We start from the raw sequence: 11673 nt of genomic DNA on the forward strand, positions 1-11673 counted from the left end.
ACCCAGCCAGCAACCCGAAACTATTTTTGAAAATCGACTTTTTCAGGAGCAACTAGGTAGCTCGTCACTTCAGCAAAGGGCATAAAAAAGCCGCATTCGCGAAAGGCGAACACGGCTGCGTTTGCTTAGGTAACTGGTCCCGTGAAAGGTACAAGCGCCTAAGCCTTCTTGGCCGACGATCTTTGATCGGAGCTTGGATTGCTCAGTTGAGGGAGCATGCGCATCCCCATGACCATCTCGGACGAGCAGAGCGGACATACGGGGCTATAATCAAAGGTGAAATTGTCCCGCATCCACCCGTTGCAGTCATCGCTAGTGCAGGTCCATACCGGCGTATTTTCCTCAGGAATTTCTTCTAACGTCTTTTTACGGTAGTTCATAAAATTCCCCTCCTCTTCAAGGTGAACGTTACAACCAGGTGCATTGATGATTTTGTTGTAGTGTTATATGTATCATCAGAAGCGGACTTCTGAAGAATTAACCTCATTAATGATCTTTGCGAAGAAAAACTGCCCTTAATGCGAGCACGCATTAAGAGCAGTTTCTAACTAGCTTACAGTTTTACAACGTTCTCGGCTTGAGGGCCGCGGTTGCCTTGAACCACGTTGAATTGTACGCGTTGGCCTTCGTCGAGGGTTTTGAAGCCTTCGCCAGTGATCGCGCTGAAATGAACGAATACGTCATTTCCGCCTTCCACTTCGATGAAGCCAAAACCTTTCTCAGCGTTAAACCATTTTACTGTTCCAGTTTCCATGGGAGAATACCTCCTGTTTAAGATTAACATGATTCATTTTTTTAACAGAAGTCGTTCAAATAAAGGCTGACCCTTATTGAACATGCACCACTTGTATAAAAAAAATTCACACATTGAAAAAAGTTCCAGTTTTAAAAAAGTGACACCCTTTTCAATGCGTGAATGATATCTTCTTTCAAAAACATGATTTGATCTCATTATAGCCTTTTGCCAGATAAAAAGCAAATCCCCTGTTTTTTCAAGCCTACCGGAAAGACTGGACAAATCTAACTACTGAAAACTATAATGACAGATGTAATCTGCAGTCATATTGTTCAGGGGTGCTGGAATTGGCCGGCTGAGAGTGTATCCCTCCAAGATACTGACCCTTCAACCTGATCTGGATAATGCCAGCGTAGGGAGCCATACCATGGTGATGAACTTATTTTACATGTCATTTCCATTGCCTATCGCGTCCCGGATCCGGGACGTTTTTTTGTATCCGGAAGTTGGAAGTTACGCTTAAGGACGCACATCCAGGGTTATACCAAGAACAAGCTGCGGAAATTTACACCAACGAAGGAGAGTCGGAGTCGTGAAAGTTCAAGTACGTACCGCACTGGCCATATTTCTTGGTTGCTTGCTGCTGGTATTGTCCGCCTGCGGCGGAGCAAATGGGAATCGTGCCGGGACGGCGGAAGGCGGAAACCAAGGCGGACAAAATACCGAAGCCGCCGCACCCAATCAAGCCTCTAATGCAGAGCTGCAACATGTGAAAGTCGTGCTCGACTGGAGCCCTAACACGAACCATACCGGGCTTTACGTCGCCAAGGATCAAGGCTATTTCGCCGAGGAAGGACTGCATGTGGACATCCTCCTGCCTGGTTCCGGCGGCGCCGAAGCGATGGTGGCCTCAGGAGAGGTGCCGTTTGGCGTCAGCGTGCAAGAGAACGTGACGCAAAGCCGAATCCAAGGCGTCCCGCTCGTTTCGATTGCCGCGATCATTCAGCACAATACGTCCGGCTTCGCTGCCCCTGTCGAGAAGAACATCAAGTCGCCAAAGGACTTCGAGGGCAAAGCCTACGGCGGCTGGGGTTCACCGGTGGAACAAGCGGTGATCCAATCGATCATGGATCTGCAAGGCGCTGATGTCAACAAGGTGAAATTCGTTAACATCGGGGATGCTGATTATTTTACAGCGGTAAAACGGGACATTGATTTTGCCTGGATTTTCTACGCCTGGACGGGCGTTGAGGCCGAGCTGCGGGGCGAGCCGCTGGACATGTTGTATGTCAAAGATTTCTCCGAGAAGCTGGACTACTACACACCGGTACTCGTGACGAACGAGAAGACAATCCAGAATAACCCTGAGCTTGTAAAAGCTTTTATGCGGGCTGTGACGAAAGGTTATCAGTATGCGATCGACCATCCGGAAGAAGCGGCGCAGATCCTGCTGAAAGCTGTACCCGAGCTCGACAAAGACCTGGTGGTGGCCAGTCAAAAATGGCTCAGCCCGAAATACAAGGACGATGCTCCGCGCTGGGGCGAGCAAAAGAAAGAAGTGTGGCAGAACTATTCCGATTGGATGTTTGAACGCAAGCTCCTGGAGAAACCGCTTGATGTGGATGCCGCTTTTACCAACGAGTTTTTGCCAAGCGAATAACTATCTTTAATAATTCTTTAATGCCAAAACTCCTATTCGAAAGGATGAACTTACCCATGCCAAACGCGTTATTAAGCATTCAAATCATTCCGAAAACGCCTAACGGTGAAGACGTCATTCCCTATGTAGACCGAGCCATTGAAGTTATTCAAGCTTCCGGCGTCAAATATCAGGTGAATCCCCTGGAGACGACCATGGAGGGGGATCTCGACGAGCTGCTGACCATCGTGAAGAAAATGAATGAAGCCGTCATTGAATTCGGCAGCACGGGCATCATTTCGCAAATTAAAATTTCCTACAATCCCAAAGGCGTCAGCATGGATAAGCTGATCGAAAAATATCGGCCATGAATTTCCGCAGCCTTTGGCACAGCATATGGCCGCCCCTCGTGGCGGTCATCTTGTTTTTACTGATCTGGCAAGGCGCGACCGCCTGGTTCCACATCGAGAAATGGATTCTCCCCAGCCCGGTGGATATCGGTCGTGAAGCAGCTGCCGGTGCGGCCAGCTTGGGGGAACATACTTTAGCAACGCTGCGGCTGATGCTGATCGGTTTTGCCATCGGGACGCTTGTCGGCCTGCTGACGGCGTTTGTACTGCATTATGTTCCGTTTCTTAAGGCATCGCTGTATCCGCTCATCATCTTAAGTCAAAACGTGCCCACCATTGCGCTGGCGCCGCTGCTGATGATTTGGTTCGGCTTTGGCATCCTGCCGAAGATTATCGTCATTACGCTCGTCTGCTTCTTCCCTGTCGCCGTGGCAACCATGGACGGACTTAGCCGCACGGACCGGGCGATGCTTGATTATATGCGAATGATTGGTGCATCCAAGGCGGATATCTTCCGCAAGCTGGAGGTGCCCTATGCGATCCCCTCGATCATGTCCGGGGTGAAAATCGCCGCAACTTACAGCGTTATGGGGGCAGTCATTGCCGAATGGATTGGCGCAGACAAAGGCATCGGCTACTATATGATGCTGCAGAAGGCATCGTTCCGCACGGATAAGATCTTTGTCGCCATCGCCATCATCGTGGCCATCAGCCTGGCGATGTTCGCCTGTGTCGCATTATTGGAAAAATGGCTTGTCCGCTATAAACCGGCGAACGACCGGAGATAGAGAAGCGAACGGAAAGGAAGGCTTGGTTTATGAGCGAAGCATCTACACACAGTGATAACGCCATCCCCGCGCTGGAGGTTCGGCAGATTCATAAAACGTTCCGCGACCGGCGCCGGGAGGTTCCGGTGCTGCAGGACATTTCACTGCGAGTGCCGGCTGGTGAATTCGTGTCGATTATCGGCCCCTCTGGCTGCGGCAAAAGCACGCTGTTCCACGTGATCGGCGGCCTGACGGTTCCGGATCAAGGCGAAGTGCTCCTTCAGGGACGCCCGGTCACCGGCCAGCGCGGACATATCAGTTACGTGCCGCAGCAGCCTGCGTTGTTCCCTTGGCGGACGATTGAGGAGAATGTTGTGTTGGCGCAGGAAATCGCCAAATCCGGAAAGCGGAGCTCCCGTGCGGAAATCCAGCATTGGCTCGAAAAAGCGGGGTTACGCGGGTTTGAACGAGCTTATCCTCATATGTTGTCCGGCGGTATGCAGCAGCGGGCTTCGTTCCTTCGGGGACTGCTCGCCCCTCAGGAAGTCATGTGCCTGGACGAGCCGTTTAGTGCGCTCGACGCCCTAACGCGCAGCGAAATGCAGCGCTGGCTGCTGGATATTTGGGAAGAGAACAAGCGCTCCGTCCTGATGATTACGCACAGCATCGAAGAGGCGCTCATGCTCTCGGACACGATTGTTTTGTTTTCAAACCGGCCGGCCCATGTGCTGCATACCATCCGGGTGCCGTTTCCCCGGCCGCGGCGTGAAGAAATGCTGGAGGACCCCGATTTTATGCGATTAAAACGGGAGATTGCGGCGATGATGGCGGCGGAGCAGCGTAAAATAGCAGCAGGAGGAGTCTGAAATAGACTTCCCCCTGCTATCAACGTTCCATTGCCACCTCGGTAACCTCCACCTGATCCACATCCAGCATCAGTTCGACCCATCGCCGCAGGTGCTGGGCTTCCCCAGCGACGGCAATCAGCCAAGTCACCGATTCGATGGATTCTAAATGTTCCGCCGGGTTTGAGAGATTCGGCATCCGGTCAAGCACCTGTTCATAGGCGCTTAACTTCATGTCAATCCGCTGGAACCGCTCCAGCTTCTGTGCACATTCGGGAAGTAAGGTCACGCGCAGGTAGAGCAAAGTCCTTCCTGTCCGCTTCGCTTCCTCCAGTTCCTCCGGAGTAACGGAACGGCCCCAGGACTCTTTTTCCATGTTCATTCCCCCTGATCTTTCGCTGATCACATAATGGAGTAAATATTTAGCATTTCATCGGAAAGCTCCATTAACGCATCCACCACTTCCGGATCAAACTGGGTCTCACGATGTTGGTGCAGTTCCAGCTTGGCTTCCGCCATGGTCAGCTTCCGTTCCCGATAGTGCCGATCCGATGTCATCGAATCGAAGGCGTCAACCACCGCGCAGATTCTCGCCTTATAGGGGATTTCCTTCCCCTTCAGCCCATCCGGATACCCGCGACCATCCCAACGCTCATGATGCCAGCGAACGATATCCGCAATGCCCGGCCCAAACGCAGGATCCACTTCTACCAGCTCTGCTCCGATGACCGGATGCAGCTTAATGATCCTCCACTGGGCTTCCGTCAGCGGCCCCCGTTGCTCAATGATGGCACGAGGGATCATCGTCTTGCCGATGTCATGCATAAAGCAACCGCGGACCAGCATATCCTTCTCGGCTCCAGTGATCTTCAGCGGCTCGGCGATCTTCTCCGCCAGCATAGCAACCCGTATGCTATGATGATAGGTTTCCGGATGCCTGCGCACAAGCAGGTTAAACCACTTCACAGCTTCCGGGCTATAGTCCATATACCAATCGTCGACGAACTCATTAAAAACAGTCAACCGTTCTGCCCCCTAAAAAAACTGTGTCGTCTTTCGTCTCTCCCGTGTCGGAGTCGACGTATTTCTCAAAGAAAAAAAGTTCTTTTGACTCATATTTTTTTGCTAAAAACCAGTTAATTTTTAACGCTTTTTACCCGATGATGATTCAGAGCAAACGGATGAAAATCAGACCATGTCGTACAATAACAATTATGCGACAAAAATTAAAGTCAACAGGAGGTCCGTTACATAAAATGGGTACTAATTATTTGTCCGCTGTAGCCCAACAATTTCCGTTCCATTTATCAGTCACACAGGATTATCAGGACGAACAGATTATTCAAATGTTCTTGACGGCATGCGCCAAAGCGCCAAATACCCGTAGAAACTATTTTAGGGCTCTAGAGCAATTCAGGCAATTCCTTTCGGGAATGCGTTTTCGGGATGTGACTTGGAGGGAAATCGAAGCTTATAAAATCTACCTCACAAAGGGCTTCTACCGTGATGGCCAAAAACCGCTTGCTCCAGCCAGTGTGGCTGCATTTATCGCACCGCTGAAGTCGTTTTATAAATGGGGAAGCGACAGCAGCATCGGCTTTTTCGATCATAATCCGGCGCAAAATGTCCGTATCCCGGCCATTGCCGTAACGAGCCGCAGACATTATCTGACTCGCAACGAAGTAGGCAAGCTGCTGGAAGCGCTGCGCCGCCAAAGTCTGAGAAATTACTTGATCGGCCTATCCCTGGTGCTGTTGGGCCTTCGCGTGTCGGAGCTATGCGGCATCAAGTGGAAGGATTTTCATACTGATATGTTGGAGACGTCCATCTGGCTCACTGTATCCCACGCAAAACGGGGAAAAACACGCGAGGTTAAAATTCCACGCGAGCTCTGGAGCATGTACCAGGAGCATGCACGCAGATTGGCAAATGGGCAGGAACCGGATCCGGAGCTGAAGCTGTTTGCGATTACGCCGCGGCAAATCGAACGAATCATCAAACAAGCAGGGATTGCGAGCGGAATTCAGAAGCAGCCAACCCCTCACTGGCTAAGACATACCAATGCGACGTTGGCTTTGCTGCAAGGAGCCTCGCTGCAACAGGTTCAGGAAACCCTGGGTCATTCTCATATCAACACAACTCAGCGCTATTTGCATACGGTTGAGCAGATGAAAAAGGCAGCTCCTGACTTCGTGCAAGACTGTTTGATGGAATTTATGTGATATTTCTATTTTTTTAGTGCTATTTATCTATTTTTTGTGTCGAAAATAATGCAAAAATCGCCCTTTTGTCCTATAATGTAACAAGAGTTTATTACAAACCTTGCCATATTTCGACCAGAATTTACCTAGTCCTGTCGCATAATTGTTATTGTACGACATGGCTTTGTTCGCTGTAAGAATTAACCTTTTACAGGATGGACATTCTCTAGCAAAAAAACGAAGAAATCCCGTGGTAACCGCGGAATCCCACTTAGATAACAGGTATAATGAGTACAAGGGTTTAACCTGTTTTTGGAAAGGGGCTGGTGAGATGTCCAACATTCTTCTTCATGAATTACCGAAGGAAATCCAAATTCCGTTCATTGACGCCCATATTCATATAGACCTTTACGATGCAAATCTCCGCGACCGCCTGCTGCAAGAGCTGCCGGGCTGTGGAGTGGAGGCTGTGATTGCAGTTTCGATGCATTTAGATTCCTGCAAGTTGAACAACGCTTTGGCGGAGCGTTATCCGAACCTGGTACGCCCGGCATTCGGATTCCATCCCGAGCAGCCTATCCCGGAAGATCGGGAAATCGATTACCTGCTGAATTGGATCAAGCAGCATGCCGGGGATATGATTGCCGTCGGTGAAGTCGGACTTCCTTATTACACGCGGCAAGAAGCACTGCAGCAAGGAAAGCCCTTTGAGCTTGAACCCTATGTAGATCTGCTGGAAAAGTTTGTGATGCTTGCCAAAGCATTAGACAAACCGATTGTACTGCATGCGGTATACGAAGATGCCGATCTTGCTTGCGATCTGCTGGAACGGCACGATGTGACGAAGGCACATTTCCACTGGTTCAAGGGGGCCGAAGCCACTGTGCGTCATATGGCGGATCGCGGTTATGTGATCTCTTTTACGCCGGATATCGTCTACGAACCGGAGATCCAAGACCTTGCCCGGCGCTATCCGCCTGAGCAGGTGATGGCCGAGACAGACGGGCCTTGGCCGTTTGAAGGACCGTTTACCGGTCAGATCACCCATCCGCGCATGACACGCCATGTCGCGATGGCTTGGGCAAATCTGCTGGGCATTCCTCCAGAAGAAGCCGCGGCGAAGTTGTACGAGAACACGCGACGCTTTTACGGAATATCATAACGACGAAAAAAAAGCTGCCCCCGGTTGCAAACCGAATGGGACAGCTTTTTGCTGTTTGTATTATTTTAAGGTAAAGCCGCGTTTCTCTAAAAATTCACGCATATGCAGCCGCGCCGGCTGCGCCAGCTTCTCGGCCATCAGCTTGGACCAAGGGGTATTCTTTGCCCCGCTGGTCCGTTCACGCAGATAGTTGGACATGATCTCGTCGTAAGCTGCCACCTGTTCCTCTTGCCCAGCTGTATCATACTGGTTCCAGTGTAGAACTGCCGGCAGCGGAAGCCTTGGACGAAGCTCAGGGGTTTGATCCGGGTAACCAAGGCACATGCCAAATACGGGATACGACAGGTGCGGTAGGCCCAGAAGATCCGCCACATCCTCGCTATGGTTGCGGATACCGCCGATATATACGATGCCAAGGCCAAGCGATTCTGCGGCAATGGCGGCATTTTGAGCAGCCAGCGCCGTATCGACCGTCGCCACAATAAAGTTCTCTGTCGTACCTTCATACGTCGTTTCCGAAGGAATATGCCGCTCGGCGGCCCGCTTAAGTCTCGATAAATCTGCGCACCAGACCAGGAATACGGGACATTCCGCGACATAGGCCTGGTTGCCGCAAAGCTCGGCCAACTTCGTCTTCCGATCCGCATCCGTCACTGAAATCACGGTATAGGCTTGTACATTACTGGAACTGGAGGCCATTTGGCCTGCAGATACGATTTGTTCGACGACCTCCCGGGGCACCGGACGATCACTGTATTTACGAATGGAACGATGCTCCAGCATCTTCGATATCGTCTCGTTCATCTCCTCACTCCTCTTTCTCGCTTGATGTCATTCCTAATTATGGAACTTCCCCCAACGGGAAGCAAGCCCCCGAGTTCCATTCATACTGAGCTTCAAAGCGCCCCGCCGCCTGAATTCAACTGATCAGCGATCACGGAACCGATCATATATAGTGCCAATCCCCAAACGATCAACGCAGATAATCGGTTGATTCCCCGAAGCAGTTGACCTCCACGGTCCAGGCTTCCAAGCATTTTGCCAGCCCAGGCTAATCCAAAAAACCATACCCACGACACCAGAATCGTAGCCAGCGTAAACGCCCCTTTCGCCCAGCCGGTATAATCCAGAGAGCTTGTCCCGATCACGCCAACCGTATCCAAAATCGCATGTGGATTCAAAAACGTCACCGACAAGGCAAACACCGCCTGCTGTTTAGCTGGCAGCCCAGATGCCCCTGTGGAAGACGGCTTGGACACGTCCCGCCAGATCGTCCAACCAATATACAGCATAAAGACAGCACCTGCCGCAAAGAGTACGGTTTTCAGCCAAGTCCATGACAAGACCAACACCGAGACTCCCAACACCGCCAGCAAAATCAATATTGTATCGCCTAAGGCAGCGGTCAGAACAGCCGGTAACGCCCGGCGCAGCTTTCGTCCGGCAGCCCCCTGGTTAAATACAAACACATTCTGCACACCTAATGGCAGAATAAGCCCAAACGCCAAAAAGAACCCATGAATCGCAGCACTAACCATCTCTCTCCCCCTCTAATCTCTGTCTCTCCTTGTCATGAACCTTATTGTACCTGCCCACTTCCAACTTGGCTCCATCCATTTGGATGGAACTGAAACCAACCAAACGATATAATGGGAAAATAACACCGCTCGAGCAAGAAATCGACCATTCTGCAAAAGAGGGAGGTCTTCCATATGAATCCTTCGACTTGGCGCCCCAGCCGAAATTCGCCGATTCCGCTCCATCGCCAAATCATGGAGCATCTTCGTGACCGGATCGCCAGCGGCGAATGGCCGGTTGGGACGCGCATCCCGTCCCAACGGGAGCTGGCTGCGCGGTTTGGGGTTAACCGCAGCACAGTCGTCGCCGCGCTGGATGAACTAATCGCAGCCGGGCTGCTTCAAGGTGACCGGGGAGGCGGCACCCGCGTCGTTAACCACACGTGGGGCGTGCTAACAGCCTCCCCGCCGCCCGATTGGAACGAGTACGTCAGCTCCGGCGTGCAATACCCTAATCTACCTGCTGTGCAGGAGATTAACCGGGCCGAGTTCCAGCCTGGCATTTTGCGGCTCGGCACCGGCGAGATGGGCCCCGACCTGCTGCCGCAGGCCGAGATGGCCGAACTGCTGGGACGGATGGCCGCCAAGGTCCCGTACCTGGGCTATGGTGAACCTAACGGGGATCTGCGGCTCCGGGAGGTCATCGCTGCCCGGCTACGCCGTCAGGGCATCACCGTCTCGCCGGCCTCGCTGCTGATCGTCTCCGGCGCTTTGCAGGCGCTCCAGCTCATTTCCGTCGGCCTGCTCCCCCAGGGCTCAACGGTACTGACCGAACGACCGTCGTATCTGTATTCGGTGCCCGTGTTTCAGAGCGCCGGAATGAAGCTGCGCGGCGTGCCGATGGATGAACAAGGCCTGCACGCCGACCTCGTTTCCGTGTACGCTAAGCAGTATGCGGGCGCATTGCTTTACACCATTCCGACTTTCCATAATCCGAGCGGAGCGGTGATGAGCGAGTCGCGGCGGCAGCAGCTGCTGGACGTCTGTGAGGCGGCCCGCTTGCCCCTCGTGGAAGACGATGTCTACCGCGAGTTATGGCTGGACGCCCCGCCGCCCCTGCCGCTAAAGGCGCATGACACCAGCGGCAGCGTGCTGTATCTCGGCAGCTTGTCCAAATCCCTCAGCCCGGGCCTGCGGATTGGCTGGATTGCCGGGCCGCAGCCCGTCATCGAGCGGCTCGCGGACATCAAGATGCAAAGCGATTACGGCTCCAGCGCCCTCTCGCAACAGATGGCAGCAGAGTGGCTCGGGAGCGGCAACTACGACCGCCACCTTGAACGGCTGCGGGCGGCACTCCATCTGCGGCGAGAAGCGGCGGTGGACGCGCTGGAGCGGCATTTCCGCGATATCGCGGACTGGAAGGTGCCGCAGGGAGGGTTTTACATCTGGCTGAACCTGCACAACTCCCCCTCCCCGCGCAAAATATTTGACGCCGCCCTAAAAGCCGGCATCCTGGTCAACCCCGGCCACCTCTACGACCGCGCCTCCGGCAGCCACCTGCGCCTCTCCTACGCCTACGCCACCGCCGAGGAACTGAAAGAAGGCATTGCCCGTCTGAGCCAAATCGTCCGCTCCTTGGATTAAGCCCATGAATTATCGCACTACGGCATGGGTCCCCTCAGACGGGTCCACTCGTCCACGCTTATCCCGTTCGGTCAATTGTGGTTCCACTTTCTTCACACATTATCCCATTTGGTCAGCCGAAATTCCGCTTTCACACGCCCATCTTCTCATCAGCAAATTGTGGTTCCACTTCCTCAAACATTATCCCTTTTGATCAGCTGCGTTTCCTCGAGCCCACACCTGTCACGTTCAATCAGCTGTGCTCCAACTTCCTTTACACATTATCCCCTTTGATCAGTCACTTCCTCATTTTCACGTCTATTCCATTCAATTAGCTGTGGTACATCTTCCTTCACACATTATCCCGTTCGATCAGCGCTCCTCCTTCCCATGTCTATCCCATGCGATCAGTAACGGTCCCATATCCCCACCCTTCATCCCGTTTTTTGAGTTGCGATTCAACTTCCTCCAGACATGATCCCTTTCGATCAGCCGGTTCCACCCGCTCGGGCAGATGCGGTTCCACTCCATCCACGTATTATCCCGCTCGACAAGACACGGCTCATCCACGTAATTATCCCGCTCGGGCAGATGCGGTTCCACTTCATCCACGCATTATCCCGCTCGGTCAGATGCGGTTCCACTTCATCCACGCATTATCCCGCTCGGGCAGATGCGGTTCCTCAAGCCCACGACTATCCCGTTCGATCAGCTGAGAGGGCGCCTCGCTTTTAACCTCATTCCCCTCCTCCTTTCCTTCCTTAAAAACACCATCTCCTGCTGCTAGACTAAAAAGTAGACATGGAGAACCGAGAATCGGGTAAAATGAATCT

The 11673-nt window shown here is 52.6% G+C and carries 15 protein-coding genes and 1 riboswitch; of the genes, 7 read left to right on the forward strand and 8 right to left on the reverse strand.

Translation table 11 applies throughout. The features are described 5' to 3' along the window. Positions 1-158: 158 nt before the first annotated feature. Complete coding sequence (locus RW092_RS10435; protein ID WP_028539860.1) at positions 159-380, reverse strand: cold-shock protein; 222 nt, start codon at positions 378-380, stop codon at positions 159-161. A 173-nt stretch (positions 381-553) separates the two neighbouring features. Next, entirely contained in the window at positions 554-754 is a 201-nt protein-coding gene (locus tag RW092_RS10440; protein WP_009223993.1) for a cold-shock protein, read from the reverse strand. A 306-nt stretch (positions 755-1060) separates the two neighbouring features. Beyond that, positions 1061-1173: riboswitch (TPP riboswitch) on the forward strand. Positions 1174-1328: 155 nt separating this feature from the next. Here RW092_RS10440 and RW092_RS10445 point away from each other — a divergent pair. From RW092_RS10445 to RW092_RS10460, 4 genes are read left to right on the forward strand one after another with little or no spacing between them, the layout of a single operon-like run. Next, positions 1329-2396, forward strand: a complete 1068-nt coding sequence (locus RW092_RS10445) for an ABC transporter substrate-binding protein (RefSeq protein ID WP_085279832.1) — start codon at positions 1329-1331, stop codon at positions 2394-2396. 56 nt (positions 2397-2452) lie between these two features. Continuing rightward, a complete protein-coding gene (locus RW092_RS10450) occupies positions 2453-2746 on the forward strand; it encodes an MTH1187 family thiamine-binding protein (RefSeq protein ID WP_316010172.1) in 294 nt (97 codons plus the stop codon). Further along, the gene (locus tag RW092_RS10455) at positions 2743-3513 is read left to right on the forward strand and encodes an ABC transporter permease (protein WP_316010173.1); all 771 of its coding nucleotides are present in this window, start codon (positions 2743-2745) and stop codon (positions 3511-3513) included. The genes RW092_RS10450 and RW092_RS10455 overlap by 4 nt, the downstream gene beginning before the upstream one ends. Before the next feature lie 29 nt (positions 3514-3542). Next, positions 3543-4358 (forward strand): ABC transporter ATP-binding protein, encoded by an 816-nt coding sequence (locus RW092_RS10460; RefSeq protein WP_316010174.1) that lies wholly within the window; start codon positions 3543-3545, stop codon positions 4356-4358. Positions 4359-4377: 19 nt separating this feature from the next. Here RW092_RS10460 and RW092_RS10465 read toward each other — a convergent pair whose 3' ends face one another. Both RW092_RS10465 and RW092_RS10470 read right to left on the reverse strand, forming a co-directional pair. Then, a complete protein-coding gene (locus RW092_RS10465) occupies positions 4378-4713 on the reverse strand; it encodes a hypothetical protein (protein ID WP_316010175.1) in 336 nt (111 codons plus the stop codon). Between the two features lie 26 nt (positions 4714-4739). Next, positions 4740-5360, reverse strand: coding sequence for an HD-GYP domain-containing protein (locus tag RW092_RS10470; RefSeq protein WP_316010176.1), 621 nt, complete (start codon positions 5358-5360; stop codon positions 4740-4742). Between the two features lie 233 nt (positions 5361-5593). Here RW092_RS10470 and RW092_RS10475 point away from each other — a divergent pair, with 233 nt between their 5' ends. Together RW092_RS10475 and RW092_RS10480 are read left to right on the forward strand one after the other, a co-directional pair. Beyond that, complete coding sequence (locus RW092_RS10475) at positions 5594-6559, forward strand: tyrosine-type recombinase/integrase (protein WP_016313692.1); 966 nt, start codon at positions 5594-5596, stop codon at positions 6557-6559. 310 nt (positions 6560-6869) lie between these two features. Continuing rightward, complete coding sequence (locus RW092_RS10480; RefSeq protein ID WP_316010177.1) at positions 6870-7700, forward strand: TatD family hydrolase; 831 nt, start codon at positions 6870-6872, stop codon at positions 7698-7700. A gap of 60 nt (positions 7701-7760) precedes the next feature. Here the strand turns inward: RW092_RS10480 and nfsA are convergent, their stop codons facing one another. Beyond that, positions 7761-8504 carry an oxygen-insensitive NADPH nitroreductase gene (gene nfsA, locus RW092_RS10485; protein ID WP_316010178.1) on the reverse strand — a complete coding sequence of 248 codons (744 nt, stop codon included), beginning with the start codon at positions 8502-8504 and terminating at the stop codon, positions 7761-7763. Between the two features lie 92 nt (positions 8505-8596). After that, positions 8597-9238, reverse strand: coding sequence for a LysE/ArgO family amino acid transporter (locus tag RW092_RS10490; protein ID WP_085170680.1), 642 nt, complete (start codon positions 9236-9238; stop codon positions 8597-8599). A gap of 174 nt (positions 9239-9412) precedes the next feature. Between RW092_RS10490 and RW092_RS10495 the strand changes: the two genes are divergently transcribed. Beyond that, positions 9413-10861: an aminotransferase-like domain-containing protein gene (locus RW092_RS10495; RefSeq protein ID WP_316010179.1), complete on the forward strand. Its 1449-nt coding sequence runs from the start codon at positions 9413-9415 to the stop codon at positions 10859-10861. Between the two features lie 351 nt (positions 10862-11212). Here the strand turns inward: RW092_RS10495 and RW092_RS10500 are convergent, their stop codons facing one another. Together RW092_RS10500 and RW092_RS10505 are read right to left on the reverse strand one after the other, a co-directional pair. After that, positions 11213-11452, reverse strand: coding sequence for a hypothetical protein (locus tag RW092_RS10500; protein ID WP_316010180.1), 240 nt, complete (start codon positions 11450-11452; stop codon positions 11213-11215). A 16-nt stretch (positions 11453-11468) separates the two neighbouring features. Next, positions 11469-11673 (reverse strand): hypothetical protein (locus RW092_RS10505; RefSeq protein WP_316010181.1); only part of this gene is annotated, 205 nt, incomplete at its 5' end.

Source organism: Paenibacillus sp. 3LSP (assembly GCF_032465655.1).
GTDB lineage: Bacteria > Bacillota > Bacilli > Paenibacillales > Paenibacillaceae > Fontibacillus > Fontibacillus barengoltzii.

Excerpts from the sequence above, each read along its gene's own strand:
- nfsA (WP_316010178.1), bottom strand. The coding sequence starts at position 8,504 with ATGAACGAGACGATATCGAAGATGCTGGAGCATCGTTCCATTCGTAAA.
- RW092_RS10460 (WP_316010174.1), top strand. The coding sequence starts at position 3,543 with ATGAGCGAAGCATCTACACACAGTGATAACGCCATCCCCGCGCTGGAG.
- RW092_RS10440 (WP_009223993.1), bottom strand. The coding sequence starts at position 754 with ATGGAAACTGGAACAGTAAAATGGTTTAACGCTGAGAAAGGTTTTGGC.
- RW092_RS10475 (WP_016313692.1), top strand. The coding sequence starts at position 5,594 with ATGGGTACTAATTATTTGTCCGCTGTAGCCCAACAATTTCCGTTCCAT.
- RW092_RS10490 (WP_085170680.1), bottom strand. The coding sequence starts at position 9,238 with ATGGTTAGTGCTGCGATTCATGGGTTCTTTTTGGCGTTTGGGCTTATT.
- RW092_RS10455 (WP_316010173.1), top strand. The coding sequence starts at position 2,743 with ATGAATTTCCGCAGCCTTTGGCACAGCATATGGCCGCCCCTCGTGGCG.
- RW092_RS10495 (WP_316010179.1), top strand. The coding sequence starts at position 9,413 with ATGAATCCTTCGACTTGGCGCCCCAGCCGAAATTCGCCGATTCCGCTC.
- RW092_RS10450 (WP_316010172.1), top strand. The coding sequence starts at position 2,453 with ATGCCAAACGCGTTATTAAGCATTCAAATCATTCCGAAAACGCCTAAC.
- RW092_RS10465 (WP_316010175.1), bottom strand. The coding sequence starts at position 4,713 with ATGGAAAAAGAGTCCTGGGGCCGTTCCGTTACTCCGGAGGAACTGGAG.
- RW092_RS10435 (WP_028539860.1), bottom strand. The coding sequence starts at position 380 with ATGAACTACCGTAAAAAGACGTTAGAAGAAATTCCTGAGGAAAATACG.
- RW092_RS10480 (WP_316010177.1), top strand. The coding sequence starts at position 6,870 with ATGTCCAACATTCTTCTTCATGAATTACCGAAGGAAATCCAAATTCCG.